A 20,224-nucleotide genomic window follows, 5' to 3' on the forward strand; every position below is an offset into this window, starting at 1 on the left:
GGCTCCTGAGTTAATTATTTTGAATAGCTTCATCAAGCTTATGAATTAAACATCTATAGGGTGTATCATTATATTCGTCATTGTGGAGATAGTAATTTACAAGAAATTGAAATTCCCAGTCATGCTCTACTTCAGATTTAAGCGTAGACAGAAATTCATGGGTTTGCTCTCGGTCTGTATTGCGGAATATTCCAATAGTTTCTTCAACAGTTTCATCAAAGAAAGTTTTACGAAGTTCTTTTCGATAAGTCAGACTATCAGTACCATAATTGATAAATCCAGCATGTTGCTGAAGACTTTGAAAAAAATACTGCATTGACCAAGTTCCTGCCACAGCAGAATTATTCTTGGATTTAAGCTCGTGAACATATTCCCAACAAATTTGAGCTGCTTCACTACAAAGCTTTTGAAAGCTATCAGGCGAACTTTCTCGAAGTAGACCAATAACTAGCAGCCGACGGGTCATTCCATCTTTGATAATCGTTTTATCACGGGTAAAAATTGATGTTTTTGTCAGTTCTTCGTTTAGTTTAAAACTATCATCACTGAAAGGTAACTGAAATCTTCTGACAGCTTCCTTTAATATCCAAGTGCCATTTAGTATGGGAAATATACTCAGTTTCTCAATAGATTCATAGAGATGATTATTTTCTTTAGTCAAGCTTTCTTTAATCTGATCTCTACAATGTTTGAGAGTTCTTTCCCATAATTTACTTCCATAACTTTTTAAAAATAAATTAACTGTGTAACCACCACCTCGATAATCTTTTAGGGCTTCAGCAATTCCCCCTGGATGTCCGCCAGTTAGATAAAGTAAGTGTCCTGCTAGTAGTGCAAGACTTTCAGAAGTCATCTCAATCGGCTTGAGATATTTTGTTGCGGTATCCTGAATTACTTCCCAATTAAAAGGCGAAAGGATTAGTTTAGGAAAAATCCGATCTGAGGGAAGATCGGTAAGACATCGGGCTGCAATTACAACTCGAAGACTCTTGGAATTATCTTTAAAGAATTGTAATTCTTTCAAACACTTTTCAATTCTCCATCCCAATTCTTTAAGTTGATCAAAAATTTCGTTTAAACGTTGTTTTTGTGGGGCATTTCCATCCAGATCGATTAGCAGTACAATACCTTTTTGCCCCTGCGATTGCCACCTAGCCCAATTTCTATGTAATAATAAACCTAAGCGTTCTCCCCAAGGCAACTCATTTCCTTCTTCAATCTGAAGATTAAGAGAAATGGCTAATTCTTTTTCTAAGTCTTCAATATTTTGATCTCCAGACATGGAAGCATAAGCGCAACACCATTGTAATTCTTGAAAGCGCTTCTGGATCTGTTTGAGAAATGCTGTTTTTCCATAACCTTTAGGAGCCGTTATCAGACGATAAGTAGGAGAATTATTTGCTGTAATATCACTAATTGCAGCATCCCGATTAGTGAATGGGATTTTATTAGGATCAACTTGCTCTAGAGTTTCTTGATTTAGCTTGCTTAACTCTGATTCAGCTTTTTCTATTTCCTTAAATTTATCCTCAAGTTGCCTTTCTAATTGATCTTTCTGTACATTATTTAGCGTCCACCCTATTTGGTTGCTGAGACTTTCAATGTCAGTGGTTAAACGGGCTATTAACTGCTCAAGAGACTTCTTTCGTAAATATAAGGAATTTTTCATTGCATTTAAATGGCATTAAGTTCGCTTTCTACTCGACCGAGTTCTTGGAGTATGGTGTTGATTTGGCGTTGAATGATATTGCGATCGCTCGCCGCGAGTGTATAGTTAAGTTGGTTGTAAGCTGCTTCGTAGTCACTGCTTAGAACCTCAAAGCGTTGTTGCAAAGTTTTGATTTTGAGTTGTTGTACCCGGCTGGGGCTATTCTGAGTATGTGCATTTGATGAAATCGGCAAGGTTATTTCATCCCATGCTTTGCTCAATACGTCCGCCGGAATCATAAAAGCAGTCTTGATATCTTCTCGCTGTTTCTCCGCCGCTACAGCCATACCAACCACTCCTGCAAGGGTTTCATCCCATATAGGCGCACCACTAAAGCCCGGTTCTATCCTGTAGCCAGTTACCTTGCTATCTTCCAATTGCACCCATCCCTTTCCTTGCGCGTCTCGCAATACCCCTGTAGACCAAACGCCATCATTGTGTCCGTGAGGAAAACCAAATATGCGAAAAGGATGCCCCCAAACATTATTAGCCCAGATGAGCTTGATAGGTTGCGCTTCATGAGGTAACTGCTCTTCTATTTTCAACCCAGCTATATCTTCAGGTTCGGAGGTTGATACGTTGTTGACAACAGGTTGCCAAAAAACAACTTTAGCTTTTAGCTTTTGTCCCGATGTAATTAGAGGGAAATCTAAGTAAATATCATTAATAGGAGCTTCAACTATATCTTCTGGTAAAGATAGAGCTGAGGTAACAACGTGAGCGCATGTCAGGATATAATTTTGACTTCGCCCTGACACTAAAAAACCTAGACCAACTACCGCACCGTTAGGATGAAAAATCCGAGCGATCGCTGATCTAAAAGCTGGAATATAATTATCTGCAATCGATGCCATACGTTACTATGCCTTGTCTTGCTTCCATTTCAAGGTAATTTCGTAGTTAGCCTCACCACCTACAGAAGTGAAAATTGCACCCGCAACAGCATTTAACTTAATACCAAATTTCACCTCTACCTCATCGGCTGGTGTATTAAGCTGACTCAGTTTGATGATAATTGCTGAAGCTACAGGTTGTATTTGATCCAATACTTCATCAAATTTCTTTTTAGCTTCAACTACTATTTGTCCAGCATCGGGTCTGGCAACACGTACAAGAGAATTGCTATTTTCTGGCTCATCAACTTCAGCTAAAAACTTTGTGCCGTCTTCTAGAGAAAACTCTGTTATCTGTTTCCGAATCATGGTAAGACCTGTTAGTTTCAATTAATAGTTGAATGTGTAAATAATCAAGATAGTTTGCAGAAGTTTTTTTGACATAACCTTCTTTTAATGTAAGAGGTTGTTTTAAAAGTAATTGGCTGTGCTTTTAAGTACTTCTAGATCCCCCCTAACCCACCTTAAAAAGGCAGGGCTGTTTCATTCGATCTCTTAGAGATTTTGTCAAGAGTAGGAGTTAGAAGTTTGCTTGATTTGCTAATCGAAAAGCTACCACCTCAACGACTAAATTTCAGTGTGATCGCGATTTTCTTGCCCAATCAGATTTTTTAGTCACCTGACTTTTTTGCCTGAAACGCTTGTAAATCAGAGCCTTTTAGGGAATGAAACGGCCCTGCCTTAAAAAGGGGGGAAACCGGAATTAAAGTCCCCCTTTTTAAGGGGGATTTAGGGGGATCTGAACTTTTGATACCGATAAGGGGACTTTTAAAACATCCTCTAAATAGGCAGGTGCATATATAAAGTTTGTAGTCTTGCCATGAGCAATTCATCGCTTACTACGAACAATGCTTGCTGCAAACTTTTCTTGGGTCAATTCTAGAAGTTTGTGAAGTTTCTTAATAAACTGACCAACTTTCGGCTGTTTGGGCGTTAAAGCTGTTTGACTCTCATGTAATAGATTTAACAATTAATATATTAATGGTTATATTAGTTATATATGTACTCTAACTTCAATTAGTAATTATACTGAGTTAAACTCTGGCGAGGAAACCAAGGTATAGTGCAAGCCTAAGAGTTTCAAGTAGTTTTTAGCCTTGATTTCGAGTCTTAGCGGGTTTAGTAATACTCTTTGTTTAAGACAAAAGATGCGATTTATCGCGATTTTGCAATCTTTTTAGCCATCCTGAATCCTTTCTGAGAAACAAAGATCCCCAACTTCTTAAAGAAGTCGGGGATCTGCGGGTTGCAATTCTTACAAATCAAATAGGATCGCTACTGAACGACACGATCGCACTGTGAAATTATGTACGTACTGTTCAATAAGCTTGTATGAAAATGATAAATACTTACAGCATAAGAGTTTCAGCAATCATAGTCGAATCAGCGTTAGCGTCTGGACGTTCGCTCATTTTGACCTTGTGAGTGAGAATTATGTCTTACAGGGCTTAAGTTCAAGCTCATAAATGGATTCAGGGATTTTCATCAATAAAAGAATCTGTTTTTGAAGCTGGTTAATAGGGGTAATGAAGACCGTAGAATCAGGGAGGAAGTAAAGAGTTAGGTGACAAAAAGCCTTAAGCATTTGTTCGGCAGAAGGACGAGGAGTTTTTCGTTTGGGATTGCCATCATAAAGACCTTGCAAAGAATCTTCAGCTTGTTGAAGTGCCTGCCTGACAACAAACTCCATAAGGGTAAAAACGCGCAAAGCAATGTTTAATAAAAACATCAAGCCAGTGATTCGGTTTTGATTCTGGAAGTAAATCGGTAAAGCAGGCAAAGAACCCCTTTTAAAGCGATGAAAACCGCGTTCAAGAAGCCATTCGTCTCGGTAATACATTACCGACTCAGATAAAGTTAGCTGTTCGGTAGGTGCATTAGTTACGTACAATCGCCAACCAGCCAAAATTTCTGCTTCAACAATTGCACTATCAATTTTCTCAATTTGGAGTTGAAGCCGTGTCGAAGTAACCTGTTGTTGTAGAGTATTTTTTGAGGGTCGTCCTCGTCTTTGATGGCGAGTTTCTGTTCGTGTTTGTTCTGTAATCGTAGTTGAGAAAAAATCAGTAACGCGATGGCGTTTGAGGATATTCTCAACCTTATAAGTAAGCACATCTAGCTCGGTTCCTGGTTTATTGGCTAATTTCTCCAAGGCAAGTTGAGCTTGATTGATGCGTTTGTTTTGACTATCAATCGCTCCTAGAGCAAGCTTGTGGGAATAAACTACCAAATAGCGTTCGTGCCAACGAACCCATTTATTTGTTTCTGGATTTAACCAAAACTTACCCAACTCAACCTCAAAACCTTTACCAACAGCAGTTTCTTGTTCTTCTTGTTGGGGTAAACGAATATCGATGATTTCTGTTGATGATTGTTTTACCCATTGTTTGAGCAATTGGGGGTTTTGTCCGCTCATTGGCAAGGGAACACAGTAAAATCCTCCATTTAATGCGATGTTGGCACGGGTTGAGATCGAACCAGCCTTACAGTCAGCGATGAAGACAAAATGTTTGTGCCCAATTACTTTTTGTATCTTTTGCCAGGTGGGAAAATATAAAGGGTCATCGGCTCCATTGCCTTCAAGAGTGGCGCTGACTAAGGGCATTCCCATCGGGTCGAGCGTTGCTAGTAACTGACGATATTGCAATAAGTCTGGGCGTTTATCTTTGGAGTAGCCATGACGCAATAGATTGTCTTCTAGATGACTTGTGTTTTCATGATTTACACTGAAGCTTGTTGTGTCTGTGCGTGCAATTTTTGTCGGTAATTCGTATGCTCTAATTATCTGCCTTCCTAATTTAATTTCTATTTCTTGTCTAGCAAGTGATTGCTTGCCTAATTCTTCTACTACCCTTCCCAATCGGTCATCACTGACATCTTTGTTTCCTATCGACCACCCCGTTGTCAATTCCAAAATCTTTCGATGTGTTTCTACCCATTCTTCGACTGCACATAACCGATGGTCTGATTGAGTGATTATATACGTTAGTAATAATACACTCAACTGCCCGTAGCTCATTCCTTGGTGGTTTCCGTGCGGCTTCTTCAGTTTTTGGTCGATATGTTTGGCTATCTCTATCTGAGCAAGCCATTTAACTATTAATGGAATATCGTCTATCCGCTCGGAGCTTATTTTTACTTCTGTCTCACTCATCGATGCACCACCACCTGACATCATCCTCTACTCAAACTACCCCCAAATCCACTCTCATCAGGAGTTGCTTCAAAAATCCTCTTAATCATTACCCCTCAAGGAATTAATTCCTTTGACTGCCTTAAAATCAGCGAACGCACAGTTAGCGTAGCTCATCGTAGACATCGCTTGAATAAGTAGACACATAAACTATCATTTGGAATGCAAAAATATAGGTGTTGGAAAAAAATAAATTTTTCCAATTTGGCAAACAATCCATCAATTTGGAGAACACTTAGAACAAAAATCAGGACTGAATTTGCAGTATTGACTACCTGTTAATGAGTACACTGTACAATAAGGAAAACTCGTAAGTTCAATTTTGGCTATTTGCAATTTTGAACCGTTCCGCGACACTCCATTAAGTTTGGTTTTATCAGCCAGAAAGATTGCTACAAGCTTAGGAAACGCTATGCAAATAGTAATATTGAGCAGCGTTAGCAGTATAGCGTCTATCAAATTCATAGGTAATCATCTCCTGTGAAAAATAGGCGGTCGCTGTTTTGAGGTGCAAGCATAATATTATGTGTAGGATTGACCTTCAGTCCATCTATTGCTTGCACTCTATGTAAAATAACTTTAACATAAATTTTTGTAAATATAAACGTGGAATTTCTGGAATTATTATACACAGAAGGGAATGTGGATAATAAGGACGGTTATTGTAGCGGGATAACAAAATAAACTGGAAAAACAATTAATTTACGATATTTAGGTAAGGTGTTATGTCAAAAACCCAAACCGCGTCTTCTTTTTTATCTAACATCAGTGAGCAAGAACGTGAGGCATTAAAGCGGTTGGTAGATTACACAAATGTGGAATCGCTACCAGAAGTTTGGCCTTTGGCATCTCAACGATTTGGTGATGTTGTTGCCCTCCGCAGTCCTCACGCCAAACCAGAAATTGTGATTACTTATACACAGTTAGCGGAGCAAATACAATTATTTGCTGCTGGGTTACAGGCGTTGGGAGTGAAGTTAGGCGATCGCATTTCCTTAATTTCTGACAACAGTCCCCGGTGGTTTATTGCCGATCAAGGCATAATGACTGCTGGTGCAGTTGATGCGGTGCGTAGTTCCCAAGCGGAAAAAGAAGAATTGCTGTTTATCATCGCTAATAGCGGCAGTACAGCAATAGTAGTTGAGGATTTAAAGACACTTAAAAAACTACAAGACCGTCTCAACGATTTACCAATTCAGTTTGCAATCTTAGTTTCAGATGAAGCACCACCAACGGGCGAAACTCTAAAGGTGCTGAATTTTGCACAGTTGATCGAAATTGGGAAAAATCATAATTTTGTGCCAGTTAAACAAAATCGTGATGCTTTGGCAACCCTAATTTATACCTCTGGTACTACAGGAAAACCGAAGGGTGTGATGCTATCTTATAGCAATTTGATGCACCAAATAACAACCTTTGGCACAGTATTACAACCAAATGCGGGCGACATTGTTCTCAGTATTCTACCTTCGTGGCATAGCTACGAGCGGACTGTTGAATATTACCTACTATCTCAAGGTTGCACGCAAGTTTATACCAACTTGCGTTCTGTGAAAGGAGATTTGAGACAATTTAAACCTAATTATATGGTGGGCGTGCCCCGTCTGTGGGAATCGATTTATGAAGGAGTGCAAAAGCAGTTCCGCGAACAACCAGCCAAAAAACAACGCCTAATTAACTTTTTGTTGGGCATTAGCGACAAATATATTAAAGCGCGGCGAGTTGCTCAGGGATTGGATTTAAATAATCTTCATGCTTCACCCATCGAACGATTAGCAGCTAAGATCCAAGCATTGGCTTTATTACCCCTCCACGCCTTGGGAGAACGACTAGTTTATGCCAAGGTGCGAGAAGCCACAGGAGGACACGTCAAGCAGATGATTAGCGGCGGTGGTGCGCTTCCCAGGCACATCGATAACTTCTTTGAAATTATTGGTGTGCAGATTTTGCAAGGCTATGGTTTGACAGAAACTTCTCCTGTTACCCATGTGCGCCGTCCTTGGCGAAATTTGATTGGTGCATCAGGACTACCACTCCCTGCTACAGAAGCTAAAATCGTAGATCCTGAGACAAAAGCGCCTTTGCCAATAGAGAAGCGAGGCTTAGTATTGTTGAGGGGCCCACAAATTATGCAAGGCTATTACCAAAATCCGGAAGCGACAGCGAAAGCAATTGATGCTGAAGGTTGGTTTGATAGCGGCGATTTGGGCTGGTTGACACCACAAAACGACTTAGTGCTGACTGGCAGAGCAAAGGATACGATTGTATTGACTAACGGGGAAAACATCGAGCCGCAGCCGATCGAAGACGCGTGTTTGCGATCGCCCTACATCGATCAAATTATGCTCGTCGGCCAAGATCAGCGCAGCCTGGGAGCCTTGATTGTCCCCAATGTCGAAGCCCTAGAAAAATGGGCGCAGAACGATCCGGCCACTTCTTCACCTAGTCAAAAAATTGACTTGGAGAGTAGAATGATCCAGGATTTATTTCGGCAAGAATTGAATCGAGAAGTGCAAAATCGTCCAGGCTATCGACCGGATGACCGCATTGGGACATTCAAACTCATTCTAGAACCGTTTTCTATCGAAAATGGTTTGATGACACAAACACTAAAAGTTCGCCGACATATCGTCACGGAACGTTATCGCGATATTATTGACGGCATGTTTGCCTGATAATTCCACCTCCCAACTGTAAAGAGTGAACGTGAAATATTTATGGATGTCTCCAAATCTAATTTGCTTCTGAAACGCGTCGTTAACGTCAAAGTTATTGTGACTCCCCTTTGGAAAGAGGAAGTACAACAGCAGTTACAAACCCAGATCAATCAACTCGATCAGCAACTGCAACAGCTAGACGTAGAAGGACAAAGAGCGATCGCAGCAATTCAAAAGCAGAGTCTGCAACCACCCGGGCCCCAGACCCTCCAACAGATTGACAATATCCAACTCCAAGTCAATCAAAAGAAAAGTGAATTTCTAGAACAAAAAAATCAGTTGCTGCAAAATCTCCAGCAAGTGCAGTTTCTCCAGCAAGATCAAGAAGTCAACCAATTCCAAATGGAAGGCTTTTTCCGGGTAGAGATAGGAGATAACCTGATTAGCAAAATGCAAGTAGAAATCGTTCTGCGCGATGGCGTTGTAGAAGAAATTCGCGGCGACATTTAAATTTGTCATTTGTCATTTGTCCGTTGTCATTTGTTTTGTGAGCAATGACTAATAACTAATGACCAATGACCAATGACTAATGACAAATGTGATTTAACTTAGTGCGGGAGAGGCTCCCAGCCGAACATTCTACCTGGGAGCCAGCCCAAACAATTTGCCAGACTGGAGGAGAACTAATAAATAGCGATCGCCCGAAGGCTGACATCTCAACTCGATATTTAACTGCACTAACTGCATCATCACCCTGCTTGAATTGGGTAATCGTCACTAAAGCCTGATTTCGTTGTGGATAAGCTACCTCTACCTTTCGCGTTCCTCCCACTGCTGCTATGTTGTCAAAGGCATTCAGAGCAAGGGTAGCAGGATCGCTTCCTTGGAGAGATGAGTTGATATTTTCTAAAGGTATAGTTTTATAGTTAGAGCGCTCTGGGTATGCCACAACCTCTTGAGATTGATGTATTGCTCTCACCTGCTGGGTTTGACCATAACTAGTCTCAACAATCGGTGCAGATTGCTGGCGCTGGGTAATATATACTCCAGCGCCAGCAGTGGCAAAGATACCTAATATCACAATCAAAAAGAATTTTAGCTTTGCCGACATAAAAGTAAACAGGAATTTCAAATAGGTTTATTACCAATTTTGAATTCTAGATTGAACTGCATTCCATATCCTCTACCTGTGAGCAGCTCTTGTATCTTAAGCATCCGGTATGAGGATGTATAAATAGCAATCCCATTTAATCTGTAGAAACTCATGGTGGTTTTTGCAAGTCAACGATTAAAACGAGATCGAGATATTGGCTAACCCCTAAGGATTGCTCTGCTCTGTATTATTTATAGACATCCAATTTACATTTAGGTTCCTGGGGTTAAGAGTTAGGAACTCTCCCAATACCAATTTCCAATTCCCTATTCCCAATCTAAAATATAAAATCTCCAGCCCAAAACTCTCCTGCCAAGATACAATTCGATCTGATGAAAGCTGTTAAAGTCCATAAACCATTGATTTCCAAACCACCCTATGAGCATTCATGAAGTATTTATGCCGGCGCTGAGTTCCACCATGACGGAAGGCAAAATCGTCTCCTGGGTGAAATCGCCAGGGGACAAAGTGGAAAAAGGCGAAACAGTGGTGGTTGTAGAGTCAGATAAAGCAGATATGGATGTAGAAACCTTTTATGAAGGCTTTCTTGCCCATATCATAGTTGAAGCTGGTGAAACTGCCCCGGTAGGATCTGCGATCGCCTTCATAGCCGAAACTGAAGCTGAAATTGAACAGGCGAAATCTCTTGCCAATTCCTCTGGCGTGGCTGCTACTACTACCTCTGCCCCTGAACCAATCCACGCCACAGCCTCAGTTGTAACACCTGCCTTAGCGTCTCAAAACGGCTCTAATCACAAAGAAGGCAGACTTGTAGTTTCACCCCGTGCCCGCAAATTAGCCAAAGAACTCAAAGTTGATTTAACTACACTCCAAGGCAGTGGCCCCCACGGTCGTATTGTCGCTGAAGATGTAGAAGCATTGTCCAATAAGGGCAAACAACCCGCCACTGCCCCAGTTGCCCCACCAGCAGCTGTACCAACCAGCGCCCCAGTTGCATCCCCAGCATCTCGGACACCAGCACCCGCGCCAGTGGTAGCTGCTGTTCCTGGTCAAATCGTACCTCTAACTACCTTCCAAAATGCCGTAGTGCGGAACATGGTAGCCACCATATCCGTGCCCGTCTTCCGTGTCGGTTATACAATTACCACTGACGGATTAGACAAACTTTATAAACAAATTAAATCCAAAGGCGTGACAATGACAGCGCTACTGGCGAAAGCTGTAGCAGTGACATTGCAAAAACACCCATTGTTAAATGCTAGCTATTCAGACCAGGGTATTGTTTATCATTCTGATATCAACATTTCCGTAGCCGTAGCGATGGATGATGGCGGATTAATTACACCTGTGTTGCAAAATGCAGATGCAGTGGATATTTATTCTCTATCGCGTACTTGGAAGTCTTTGGTAGAACGTGCCAGAGCAAAACAACTACAACCCCAAGAATACAACAGTGGAACTTTTACCCTGTCTAATTTGGGGATGTTTGGCGTAGACAAATTTGATGCGATTTTGCCGCCTGGACAAGGTTCAATTTTAGCGATCGGGGCATCCCGTCCGCAAGTAGTAGCAACACCCGACGGTTTATTCGGCGTGCGGCAACAAATGCAGGTGAATATTACTTCTGACCACCGTATTATTTACGGTGCCCATGCTGCGGCGTTCTTGCAAGATTTAGCAAAATTGATTGAGACAAATCCTCAATCTTTGACAATGTAATTTTGAAAAGACACCAAATTTAAATGTTAGCGCTATGAGCGAACAGCCTTTCTCGTAGAGTAGCGCTAACAATAAACAACACGTAAACTTAAATTTTTATGAACAAATCATGTAGCGATATCACGTCTCTACATGAGTTTATGTCCAAACTGATATCACAGTGACATACGATAACACCCTGAAATATCTGGTTGAGCAGTATCCAGAAGATTTTATCCGCTACTTACTTGCATCTGAAGTAACGGACATCCAGATTCTCAAAACAGAATTAAATCAAGAACCAATTCGTGCCGATTCAGTAACCTTTTTGCAAACTGCCAATCAAATACTGCATTTAGAGTTTCAAACCTTACCAGCATCAACTCCACCCTTGCCACTGCGGATGTTGGACTATTGGGTGCGGCTATATCGACAATACAATTGTGATATCGAGCAGGTAGTAATTTTCCTTAAACCCACAACTTCAGAAGCTGTATTTGTAGATCAATTTACTGCCCGCAATACTACCCATCGTTATCGCATCATCCGAATTTGGGAACAAGACCCAGAGCCTTTATTGTTATCTCCTGGTTTGTTACCTCTGGCAACTTTGGCGCGAACAAATTCTCCTCAAAGCTTACTGCAACAAGTAGCAGTTCAGGTGAGTATGATTGAAGAAGCAGCCACTAAGCAGAGTATCTCGGTATGTACCCAACTTCTAGCAGGGTTGGTATTCGAGCCAGAACTCATTCGTCAGTTTTTGAGGAGAGAAGATATGAGAGAATCTGCCATTTATCAAGAAATTCTCCAAGAAGGATTGCAAGAAGGTAGACAACGAGGCATTGAACAAGGTCTTGAACAAGGTCTTGAACAAGGTCTTGAACAAGGTCTTGAACAAGGTCTTGAACAAGGTCTTGAACAAGGAAGACAATCAGAACTAAGGCTAGTGATACGTCTATTAACTCGTCGGCTTGGTTCAATTAATTCTCAGTTACAATCCCAGTTGCAAGAGTTGTCCTTAGCTCAGTTAGAAAACTTGGGTGAAGTCTTACTAGATTTTGCTAGTGAGGCTGATTTAATGAATTGGCTAAATACAATAGAAAATTAGAGTTTGCTCTCAACCTTTCTACCAGTTACAAAAAAAGTCAGATTTTCATACCAAGCACCTTGCTCTGTTGCTTCTGCTTCAATTTTTTGGCGATACTCTGCTTTTAATTCTGCCATTTGCTCTGATGAAACCTGTAACAAGGGATTTTCTCTAGGATGAAACCATCCTCCATTCCATTCTTTAGCTTGCTCTAGATTGCAGTAGAAACCTAGTTGTTGGGTCTTCACTTGAATATTTTGAAAACCAGCTTCTGCATTTAAAAAAGAAAAAAGGTGGGACTACCCACCCGACAAATTTATCCTTTAACACAAAGAACTTGCTTTAGTGTTGCTACAACTTCAACTAAATCTGCTTGATTTGCCATTACTTGTTCTATTGGCTTATAAGCACCTGGAATCTCATCTAGTACACCCTCATCTTTGCGGCATTCTACACCATTTGTTTGCTCTATCAAATCATCAAGTGTGTAGACATTTTTTGCCTTATTTCTAGACATTAAACGCCCCGCGCCGTGGGAACAAGAACAGAAACTGTGAGCATTACCTTTACCCTTAACAATGAAAGACTTTGCTCCCATCGAACCAGGAATAATCCCATAATCTTCAGTCTGAGCCCGGACTGCACCCTTACGAGTAACGTATACATCCTCGTCAAAATGCACTTCTTTTTCGGCGTAATTGTGATGACAATTAACTTGCAATAAAGGTTTAGTTGCTTTCCCGCCTACCAGATGTTTTTCAACTATGTGCTTAAAACGCGCCATCATCACATCGCGGTTGACACGCGCATAGTTTTGTGACCATTGCAAATCATGCCAATATGCCTGGAATTCTGGCGTACCAGCGACAAAGTGAGCCAAATCAGGGTCAGGTAATTTATTACCTGCCATTTTTGCTAATTCTCTGGCTGTGTGAATATGACACTGGGCGAGTTTATTGCCGATGTTACGCGAACCAGAATGCAGCATCAGCCAAACTTGATTCTCTGTATCGAGGCACACTTCAATAAAGTGATTTCCTCCACCAAGAGAACCCATCTGTTTCATTGCTTTACCTTGTAGGTCTTGCACACCTCGATGCAAGTCTTTAAAATCATCCCAGTGTTGCCAGTTACTGACGGATTTTTCAACGTCTTTATTTTCGTTGAATCCAGTCGGAATTGCTGCTTCAATATCCAGGCGGATTTTCTTGAGTTTACCTTCTAGTTGTTCGGCGGTAAATGCTGTTTTGATCGCGCTCATACCGCAGTTATGAACAAATACTCCGGCTTTCAGGGCGAAATTATGGTACTTCGGTACTGTTAGACAGTAAACATCCTCTGTGTAATTTAGTGGATTTACTGCTACAACCTTGTGATTGCATTGATGTTCTTTTCTGCGGTGATTGTGGAGTCCAATTGGAGTTTTGACATCTACACCACAAATCTCACAGGTATAGTATCTGTTAGCAATCTCTTGAGACTTTTCTCTCCCTTTTTCACTCTTGTTATATTCAACTAGATATTGTTTACCCCGATTACCATTACCTGCAACTGCATTTTTAAAATGCTCTGGTTGCTGTTCCATGTATTGCAGGATATTCCTAGTTCCCCGTTCAGCATAGTATTGGTATCCTTCTGGAGTTTTTGCTTTTTGAGCAAGGGAAGCAACTCTTTTTTCTTCAAATTCGGCAGAATGCCAGTGTTGGTTACGCTCCACTAGAGAGCGGTGGTAAGCAGAATGATCGCGATTACCCATGAATTGAAGATTTTCTGGTCGATTATCAGATTCATCGAAATTCTGATGATGAATAACTGTTTTCTGTCCCTCAAATCTAGGAACTTTGCCGAGTAACCCAGACCTGGCAATAATCCAGTGTGCTTTTTGCCATCTGCTGGAGTATGGCTGAGTAATCAGGGTGTAGCCATCTTTGTCAGTCTTGGAGTAAAAGGGCATTAAGGAAGTCTCTGCTTGAAGTAACTGAGCTTCTTTATAGGTTCCGTCTCGAAGCATGAATTGGTGATCGGGAGTACAAATAATTTCTTCACCGTTATCCAGAATCACTTTCACGAGTGGAGCATTTCGTCTAGTCAACTTAGCAGTTGCTTGAGCCGCAACGATTTTTCCTGTTGGCGTACAAGCATAAACAATAAACTCTGTACCCCAATTTATTAGGTCTTTAATACGATAAGATTTACCATCCGCTAGAGGAATTAAGGTATCTCCTATGAAGCAACCAATATCTACACCGACAGCAGCAGGGATAATTGCCTCTTTGGTTGCAATTACAGAACCAACTAAAGCACCTTTACCTAAGTGGACATCTGGCATTAAGGCCACGTGCTTAAACACAAATGGTAATGATGCCACATTTTTTGCCATCTTGGTTTCTTCTGGGCCCAAAGAGTGATTTGCCCAAGATAAAACGGGTGCTGGTGTGGTAATTTCTAACTTTTCGTAGGGCATAATTTATTCTATTTTGAATTTTGAATTTTAGATTTTGAATTAGGTCTATGGTAGTGATAATTTATCTAGTAATTTTTAGGGTTTGTAGTAAGCACTAAATTCATTACTACTAATTTGCTTACCCATAAATTTAAACTTGACATACTACTTAGTTGTAGCAATTTAAATGTTTATTGTCTTTCATTTAACTCGTTCGGTCTTCATGAAGCTGAAAAACTACTTTTAGGGAGTAACATCATTGTAATACAAATGTAAGCCATGTATTTATAAACGTCAAGTCCATACCAGAGAGAGAAAACAGATGTTTCCTAGATATATTAAAATTTGTAAAGAAAATTACTCTGTTTAAATCAGCTTTTAAAGTTCTGACACAATATGGCAGTGCGTCAAGATACAATCTGGGAACGTTTTTTATCTCCTGTAGTGCGTCTTTTGATTGATGAAGACGGGTTACAGCGTTACGCTGATAGTATTGACTGGGAGAAAGAATGCGATCGCTTCCGGCGAGATGATGTCATAATTCCCTCGTACTACAGCAGTCAAAACTTTCACGGGATTACAGGCGGCTATCTCACTTACAATGCAGCAGTTACTTACGATCCGATTACTCAATATGTTCTACCGCCTAATGAAGGTATTGTCCGTCAAGCTTTGGTTGATGCCGTCAAGGTAAAACCACGACGCATACTTGACTTAGGTTGTGGCACAGGTTCCACTACTTTAATGTTAAAACGGGCTTTTCCCGAAGCGGAAGTTATTGGTTTGGATTTATCACCCTATATGCTGGTAAGGGCAGAAGATAAAGCTAGAAATGCTGGTTTAGAGATAGTCTGGCGACACGGAAATGCGGAAAAAACCAGTTTCAGAGATGCAACATTTGACTTAGTGACAGCTTCTTTGCTATTCCACGAAACTCCAAATGAGGTGTCCCTAGCAATTTTGCAGGAAAGCTTTCGGTTGTTAGTAACTGGAGGGCAAGTACTAATTCTAGATGGAAATCAAAAGACTCTGCGGCAGCTAGAATGGCTTAATGATGTTTTTGAAGAGCCATATATTCGTGAGTATGCTGCTGGTAGTACAGAAGCGAATATGGGTGCGGCCGGATTTGAAGCCGTGCGATCGCAGGATGTATGGTGGATAAATCAGGTAACTGGCGGCGTTAAACCGATCGCAACTGAAAATGTCCGTCGTTATACTCCCACATCAGTAGATAATAATGATTTGGAGGGACTTGGATCTCCCGCATTTGGCATAATCGCATGAGTTTAAAGGCAGTTCTCTTTGATTTCAATGGTGTCATCATTAACGATGAGCCAATCCACCTACAACTGATCGACGAGATTCTCATTGAAGAAAATCTCCAACCCCAAAAGGTGAGTGAGCGTCAAGCTTCTCTTGGACGCAGCGATCGCGCTTGTTTTCAGCAACTACTCGCTAATCGTGGTAGAGTCGCCAACGAAAACTACTTAACTCAGTTGTTGTACCGCAAAGCCCAAGCTTATACGGTGGAGTTAGAGAAAATAGAGAAACTGCCTTTATATCCAGGTGTTGAAGACTTAATATATCAGGTGCGATCGCGAAATTTGAAATTAGGATTAGTCAGTGGCGCTCTTCGCCAAGAAATAGAATTGGTACTCCATCGTGCCAAACTAGACCAACATTTTAAAATTATCGTTGCGGGCGATGACATAACCACCAGTAAACCAGAACCTGATGGTTATTTACTGGCAGTAAAATGCCTAAATAAAGAATATCCTGAATTAAACCTTCAACCACAAGAGTGTCTGGCAATTGAAGATACCCCCGCAGGTATTGCCGCAGCGAAGCGATCGAAGATGCAAGTTGTTGGTGTAGCGAACACTTACCCATTCCACATGCTTCAGCGCTGCTGTAATTGGACTGTTGATTATCTCAGTGATTTAGAACTGGAACGCGTGCAGAAGATTTATTCTCAAAAAGAGCCTCAGCCATCGGCAACTGAATGTTAGAATACTCTATGGTGATAGTCTATTGAGTTAATGAGTAATATTACTCTTGACTTAGCAACGATTCAGGGGAATTAGCTCAGTTGGTAGAGCGCTGCGATCGCACCGCAGAGGCCATCGGTTCAAATCCGTTATTCTCCATTTGTTGTAGAGCGACAAATTATTTGTCCGTGGCAACACAATATTTGTCAAAATCTCTATATCGACAAATTATTTGTCATTACAATTTTGCGCTGCTTAACTTACTTCTTCAACTGTTGTACGATCGCAGCGATCCTTTTAAACCACCCTAATATAAAATTATATCGCTTTAGTCATTATCTATCCTGCCACCCCTCAACCCCAGCGCCCCGCATTTGCAGTAATGAAAGGTAGCGGCGAAACATTGGGAGACGTGATTGCTCCAGTAATCCCTCAAACGTCTGAATCACGGATTAGACAGATTAAAGGATGACACGGAGTTAGAATCTGTGCCATCTTGTAATCCGTGAAAATCCGTGATTCAGACAATGAGTAGCCTAAAATACGCCGACATCACCCAAAAAATTATCGGAGCTTCCTTTGAAGTCCATACATTTTTAGGCAACGGCTTCCAAGAAGTCATCTACCAACGCGCCCTAGCCTACGAGATGCGTCAAGCAAAACTAGAATTTGCCCGCGAAATAGAACAGCACATTTACTATAAAAACCTACCCGAACCTATCGGTACACGCAGAGCCGACTTTGTAGTTGAAAACAAAATACTCGTAGAACTAAAAGCCGTCATCCAACTCGAAGATGTCCATCTAGCACAAGCTCTAAACTATTTAAAAGCCTATAAATTAGAAGTTGGATTACTGATAAACTTTGGTAGTAAAAGCCTAACATTCAAAAGGCTTGTAATGTAGAACACGGATTTGGATGATTAAACGATCACACCGAAAAACTTACACACCAAAGAATCTCACCAATAACCTATCTACTTCACCATCTACATCATCTTAATCATCCGTGTAATCTAGTAATCCTTATAAATCCGTGATTCAGACAATGGAGGAAAGACAGTAGGCGATCGCAATTTCTGGCGATGGTTCTGTTGATGAGAGCAAAGTTGACTATTGTAGCTATTTTGTGAGTGAAGTTAGAGTACGTAGACATAGCCTGTCAATGCTTTAACGGTATCGCCTCCATAAACGCCGCCAAAGCAAAAGCACTAAAATAGCGATAATAAATCCGCTAAAAGTGTATATTCCCTTAGTAGCTGGGATTAGCCACCAAGGTTCCTTTGGGGTTGTCTGTTGTGTACTTGTTACTGGTTGCGTAGTTTTTATCTGTGGTGTACTTGTTGCCGATTCTGGACTTACTTTAACTTGGAATGATCTGATCAGAGTAGACCTTACAGGGTTATCATTTTCTTTATCTAGTCCTGGCAAAGCAGCAATAAAGGAACCAAAAGTCCATCCCGCAGCTAGAAGGCTAACGAATGTTTGAAAGTTGCGATCACGTTCAGCTTTTTCTACTTCAACTCGGCTACGAACCGCATTAATGGTATCTGATAGTAATTTTAAACCTCGCTCCAGGTTTTCTGAGTCTTTAGTTATCTGTAAACGATATTTATCTTTAACTAATTTACTAAACTCTGTTAAAAACTTAACTTCTGTTTCTTTATTTGATTGAATTTTGTTAGACTTTTGTTTAATTCTCCCTAAACGTTTTTCATAATTACTTAAATTAATATCAATTGTACCACCCTGAAAATCAAGTATAGTTAACTCTCTTGTATACTCATTGAGTGTATTTTGTACGTCAACTAATGTTTTATGTAATGTATTTAACTCACTTCCTTTATTTCTAGCTTGTTCAATAGCATCACTTCCAACTTTAATTTTAGTAAAATAAGTTTGTAGAGAATGTTTTAATAAACGACTTTGACTATAAGCCCAAACTATTTTATGCCGATAATAAAATAAACGTATCCAGTCAGAATAAAATTTGCCAGATTGGTCTAAAGTAGCTTCATCGGGATATATTATTATAATAAAATGTTGATTGTTTTGAGTTAGTTCAAAAATATTTGCTCCGAGAAAGTGTCCTTGACCTTGTAAATCTCCTTCCCAATCTAAACCGGGCATTAATGCCTGATAACAAGCTTGAGCAATCTCTTCCTGGCTCTTAGTTTGAGAAGGAGGTAGCCAGCCAGAGAGCATCCAGGTTTGCCCAATAGTAGCTGTTTGACTCTTCAAGATTCGCTCAATTTCAGCTTTGATATCTACAAAGCATTTAGCTGGTTGAGCATTAGTTTTATTTTTGAACGCACACTCTAGAAGTAAGCCATAACTATCACCGAGTAGCACAGGGTAGAAATAGCCTTCATATTGTTCATTATGATGTTTTGTCTGTGCGTATACATCTTTGAGAAGATGAACATATTCGCCTTGCAAATCTTGCCCATTTTCTAACAATAATGGGCGAATGTATTCAGGAATTTTATTGTAATAAGATTGTTGATTTTGCTTAATCTCTTCTGGAGTATCCCCTAAACTATATTTCAAGTCATAGAGAAAGAGGTCAATAGTGGGATAGATGAGGTCAGTCATTCAAGGAAATCATTCTAGATTTTTGATTCTGGATGGTAAACACAGATAAATAATTTTTTTATCCGTTAAGGGAGAAGGCTATTATATTGTCACTCAGTCAGTCAACAAATAAATTTATTGCCTGATATCTCAAGTCCATTGAAACCGATTATGAATCATAGTTTTTACCTATTTTGATATGTTTTGCCATTAGTTTAATAGTCTATTGATAATTACGCAAGGGAAAGAATAAATTAACCCCACCTTTGAAGTTAGGGGGGTTAAGGAGAATGAAGTTGCTATGGCTAAAACAAATATAGATGAATTAGGATAGCGTTATTTTTGTGCAAGATTTTGGTTTAAAAATTGTTGGAATTGCTCAAAGCGACTCAATTTTTTAGCAGTTTCAGAAGGATTAGGAGTTGCCATAACCCTGATAGCCATATTGGTAATTTCATTGCTTCTCAAGTCTGATGAGCTAACTTGTGGAATAGCACGGGTTGTCGGTTGAAGTTTCTGCTTTGGTGCAACTTGTTCTACTTCAGCCTCGCTAGGTAGTAAATTGAGGGGCATTGTATCACCTAAATTATCTAATTGAGATTTAGCGGCTTGAAACCGTTGATTTAAAGGTTCGTTAGCTTCGAGCATTGCTAACAAGCGGGGTTCGATGAGTATCTCCCAAGCTTTTGGGTTGACAGACAGTTGTTCAGCAGCTTGGGATAAGTCGGATTGTTCCGTATCACTCAGAGGAGTTTCTGAATCTTTCAGGGCTAGTAACAGAGCTAATAAAGTATTGTTAAGATTTGTAGTTTCCATAAGGAGAATTACTAGGATTTCTTGGTTACATGATTAATTAGCCTAGCTTAAATA

Annotated in this window: 15 protein-coding genes, 1 tRNA gene and 2 pseudogenes; 8 read left to right on the forward strand and 10 right to left on the reverse strand. The window is 40.4% G+C overall.

What is annotated here, in order from left to right:
• Positions 1-10 precede the first annotated feature (10 nt).
• The 4 genes from ACFFRD_RS14685 to ACFFRD_RS14700 form a co-directional block, all read right to left on the reverse strand.
• Entirely contained in the window at positions 11-1,669 is a 1,659-nt protein-coding gene (locus tag ACFFRD_RS14685) for a hypothetical protein (RefSeq protein WP_392482115.1), read from the reverse strand.
• A gap of 5 nt (positions 1,670-1,674) precedes the next feature.
• The gene (locus tag ACFFRD_RS14690) at positions 1,675-2,562 is read right to left on the reverse strand and encodes a trypsin-like peptidase domain-containing protein (protein WP_392482116.1); all 888 of its coding nucleotides are present in this window, start codon (positions 2,560-2,562) and stop codon (positions 1,675-1,677) included.
• A gap of 6 nt (positions 2,563-2,568) precedes the next feature.
• Positions 2,569-2,910, reverse strand: a complete 342-nt coding sequence (locus ACFFRD_RS14695; RefSeq protein ID WP_012412621.1) for a CU044_2847 family protein — start codon at positions 2,908-2,910, stop codon at positions 2,569-2,571.
• Positions 2,911-4,033: 1,123 nt separating this feature from the next.
• Positions 4,034-5,779 carry an IS1634 family transposase gene (locus ACFFRD_RS14700; RefSeq protein WP_392482117.1) on the reverse strand — a complete coding sequence of 582 codons (1,746 nt, stop codon included), beginning with the start codon at positions 5,777-5,779 and terminating at the stop codon, positions 4,034-4,036.
• A gap of 740 nt (positions 5,780-6,519) precedes the next feature.
• On the opposite strand from ACFFRD_RS14700, the gene ACFFRD_RS14705 reads away from it, so the two are divergent.
• Together ACFFRD_RS14705 and ACFFRD_RS14710 are read left to right on the forward strand one after the other, a co-directional pair.
• Entirely contained in the window at positions 6,520-8,469 is a 1,950-nt protein-coding gene (locus ACFFRD_RS14705) for an AMP-dependent synthetase/ligase (protein WP_392482118.1), read from the forward strand.
• Between the two features lie 42 nt (positions 8,470-8,511).
• The gene (locus ACFFRD_RS14710) at positions 8,512-8,961 is read left to right on the forward strand and encodes a YlqD family protein (protein ID WP_012412623.1); all 450 of its coding nucleotides are present in this window, start codon (positions 8,512-8,514) and stop codon (positions 8,959-8,961) included.
• A gap of 76 nt (positions 8,962-9,037) precedes the next feature.
• On the opposite strand, the gene ACFFRD_RS14715 is transcribed toward ACFFRD_RS14710, so the two are convergent.
• Positions 9,038-9,562, reverse strand: coding sequence for a hypothetical protein (locus ACFFRD_RS14715; protein WP_392482119.1), 525 nt, complete (start codon positions 9,560-9,562; stop codon positions 9,038-9,040).
• A gap of 420 nt (positions 9,563-9,982) precedes the next feature.
• Here ACFFRD_RS14715 and ACFFRD_RS14720 point away from each other — a divergent pair, with 420 nt between their 5' ends.
• Both ACFFRD_RS14720 and ACFFRD_RS14725 read left to right on the forward strand, forming a co-directional pair.
• Complete coding sequence (locus tag ACFFRD_RS14720) at positions 9,983-11,284, forward strand: dihydrolipoamide acetyltransferase family protein (RefSeq protein WP_392482120.1); 1,302 nt, start codon at positions 9,983-9,985, stop codon at positions 11,282-11,284.
• A gap of 160 nt (positions 11,285-11,444) precedes the next feature.
• Complete coding sequence (locus tag ACFFRD_RS14725; RefSeq protein WP_392482121.1) at positions 11,445-12,371, forward strand: Rpn family recombination-promoting nuclease/putative transposase; 927 nt, start codon at positions 11,445-11,447, stop codon at positions 12,369-12,371.
• Here ACFFRD_RS14725 and ACFFRD_RS14730 read toward each other — a convergent pair.
• From ACFFRD_RS14730 to ACFFRD_RS14740, 3 genes and pseudogenes are all read right to left on the reverse strand, one after another.
• Positions 12,368-12,598: a hypothetical protein gene (locus ACFFRD_RS14730; RefSeq protein WP_392482122.1), complete on the reverse strand. Its 231-nt coding sequence runs from the start codon at positions 12,596-12,598 to the stop codon at positions 12,368-12,370. The genes ACFFRD_RS14725 and ACFFRD_RS14730 overlap by 4 nt on opposite strands.
• 68 nt (positions 12,599-12,666) lie before the next feature.
• Positions 12,667-13,617, reverse strand: a pseudogene (locus ACFFRD_RS14735) (RtcB family protein); the annotation flags it as partial.
• Positions 13,603-14,814, reverse strand: a pseudogene (locus ACFFRD_RS14740) (RtcB family protein); the annotation flags it as partial. The pseudogenes ACFFRD_RS14735 and ACFFRD_RS14740, both read right to left, overlap by 15 nt.
• Positions 14,815-15,189: 375 nt before the next feature.
• Between ACFFRD_RS14740 and ACFFRD_RS14745 the strand changes: the two are divergent.
• The 4 genes from ACFFRD_RS14745 to ACFFRD_RS14760 all read left to right on the forward strand — a co-directional run bounded on the left by ACFFRD_RS14745 (position 15,190) and on the right by ACFFRD_RS14760 (position 17,686).
• A complete protein-coding gene (locus tag ACFFRD_RS14745) occupies positions 15,190-16,077 on the forward strand; it encodes a class I SAM-dependent methyltransferase (protein ID WP_114083986.1) in 888 nt (295 codons plus the stop codon).
• Positions 16,074-16,802 carry an HAD family hydrolase gene (locus tag ACFFRD_RS14750; protein WP_392482123.1) on the forward strand — a complete coding sequence of 243 codons (729 nt, stop codon included), beginning with the start codon at positions 16,074-16,076 and terminating at the stop codon, positions 16,800-16,802. Before ACFFRD_RS14745 ends, ACFFRD_RS14750 begins: the two co-directional genes overlap by 4 nt.
• Positions 16,803-16,867: 65 nt before the next feature.
• Positions 16,868-16,940, forward strand: a tRNA-Ala gene (locus ACFFRD_RS14755).
• Positions 16,941-17,308: 368 nt separating this feature from the next.
• Positions 17,309-17,686: a GxxExxY protein gene (locus tag ACFFRD_RS14760; protein WP_392482124.1), complete on the forward strand. Its 378-nt coding sequence runs from the start codon at positions 17,309-17,311 to the stop codon at positions 17,684-17,686.
• Positions 17,687-17,950: 264 nt separating this feature from the next.
• On the opposite strand, the gene ACFFRD_RS14765 is transcribed toward ACFFRD_RS14760, so the two are convergent.
• Both ACFFRD_RS14765 and ACFFRD_RS14770 read right to left on the reverse strand, forming a co-directional pair.
• Positions 17,951-19,330 (reverse strand): hypothetical protein, encoded by a 1,380-nt coding sequence (locus tag ACFFRD_RS14765; RefSeq protein WP_392482125.1) that lies wholly within the window; start codon positions 19,328-19,330, stop codon positions 17,951-17,953.
• A gap of 360 nt (positions 19,331-19,690) precedes the next feature.
• The gene (locus ACFFRD_RS14770) at positions 19,691-20,170 is read right to left on the reverse strand and encodes a hypothetical protein (protein WP_392482126.1); all 480 of its coding nucleotides are present in this window, start codon (positions 20,168-20,170) and stop codon (positions 19,691-19,693) included.
• Between the last annotated feature and the right edge of the window lie 54 nt (positions 20,171-20,224).

Origin of the sequence: Nostoc sp. C110, from assembly GCF_043099725.1 — a bacterium.
In the GTDB taxonomy this organism is placed as follows: domain Bacteria; phylum Cyanobacteriota; class Cyanobacteriia; order Cyanobacteriales; family Nostocaceae; genus Nostoc; species Nostoc muscorum_A.